The following is a 1683-nucleotide window of genomic DNA, read 5'->3' as shown; positions in this document are numbered from 1 at the left end:
CGCAAAGGACGCTGTGGCACTTATGATTTGGCGCATGATCCTTTCCGAAAATCGATACCGATTTTCGGGGTCATGCGCTGCGCGAAATATCCATGTGAGAGTTTTCCGGGAAAACAAAAAATGCCGCCGCCGCGAAGCTTCGCGGCACGGGGTTTCAGGTTTTCTGCCCTGCCTCGCCAGGAGGTCAGGGCCTTACCGGGACTGAGCGTAAGTGGACATCCACTCTCCATTGGAATGGACCTCCCATAGGCGAACGCAGCTGAAAAGGCCAGTCCGCGGCTTTGCGCTTGTGTTTTTTGGGCGCTTGTCTCTTTTGGCGGTTTGCACTAGCGAAGTTGCACACCAAAGTGTGCGAAACGCATTATCCGCAGTTCCAATACGCAGGCCACCATGTCCCTCATCGACACCCGCACGCCCGACGCCAAGCGCCTTGTTTCCGGTGCCACCGGCGACTGGGAGATCATCATCGGCCTCGAGGTCCATGCCCAGATTACATCGGAAGCAAAGCTGTTTTCCGGCGCCTCGACCGCTTTCGGCGCGGCGCCCAACGCCAATGTCAGCCTGGTCGATGCGGCGATGCCCGGCATGCTGCCGGTCATCAACGAGGAATGCGTCAAGCAGGCGATCCGCACCGGCCTTGGGCTGAAAGCGCAGATCAACCACAAGTCGGTCTTCGATCGGAAGAACTACTTCTATCCAGACCTGCCGCAGGGCTACCAGATCTCGCAGTTCAAGCAGCCGATCGTCGGCGAGGGCACGGTGATCGTTTCCGTTGGCCCCGATCGTCAGGGCGAATTCGAGGACATCGAAGTCGGCATCGAGCGGCTGCATCTGGAGCAGGATGCCGGAAAGTCGATGCACGACCAGCATGTGACCATGTCCTATGTCGACCTCAACCGCTCCGGCGTGGCGCTGATGGAGATCGTCTCCAAGCCCGACATGCGCTCGGCCGACGAAGCCAAGGCTTATGTCACCAAGCTGCGCACCATCGTGCGCTATCTCGGCACCTGCGACGGCAACATGGACGAAGGTTCGATGCGCGCCGACGTCAACGTTTCGGTGCGCAAGCCGGGCGGCGAGTTCGGCACGCGCTGCGAGATCAAGAACGTCAACTCGATCCGCTTCATCGGCCAGGCCATCGACTACGAGGCGCGCCGGCAGATCGCCATTCTCGAGGATGGCGGCAAGATCGACCAGGAGACGCGGCTGTTCGACGCCGTCAAGGGCGAGACGCGTTCGATGCGCTCCAAGGAAGAGGCGCATGATTACCGCTACTTCCCCGATCCGGACCTCTTGCCGCTGGAATTCGACCAGGCCTATGTCGATGCGCTGGCCAAGGAATTGCCGGAACTGCCAGACGACAAGAAGGCGCGGCTGATCGCGTCGCTCGGCCTGTCGGTCTATGACGCCTCGATCCTGGTTTCGGAAAAGCCGATCGCCGACTATTTCGAGAAGGTGGCCGCCGGCCGCGACGGCAAGCTCGCCGCCAACTGGGTCATCAACGATCTGCTCGGGCAATTGAACAAGGCCGGAAAAGACATTGAAAACGCTCCGGTTTCCCCCGAGCAGCTTGGCGCGGTCATCGATCTGATCAAGGACGGCACCATTTCCGGCAAGATCGCCAAGGACCTGTTCGAGATCGTCTGGAATGAGGGCGGCGATCCGCGCCAGCTGGTCGAGAGC

At 60.3% G+C, this 1683-nt stretch carries 1 protein-coding gene; it reads left to right on the top strand.

Annotated elements, in window-relative coordinates; genetic code table 11:
- Positions 1 to 390: 390 nt before the first annotated feature.
- The coding region (gene gatB, locus ENZ75_RS31075) for an Asp-tRNA(Asn)/Glu-tRNA(Gln) amidotransferase subunit GatB (protein ID WP_128278593.1) at positions 391 to 1683 on the top strand (1293 nt) is incomplete at its 3' end.

The sequence above is a fragment of the Mesorhizobium sp. M7A.F.Ca.CA.002.04.1.1 genome (genome assembly GCF_004022805.1).
Lineage (GTDB): Bacteria > Pseudomonadota > Alphaproteobacteria > Rhizobiales > Rhizobiaceae > Mesorhizobium > Mesorhizobium ciceri.
The sequence above is the reverse complement of the archived record's forward strand: the minus strand, read 5'-3'. Positions and strand labels throughout refer to the sequence as shown.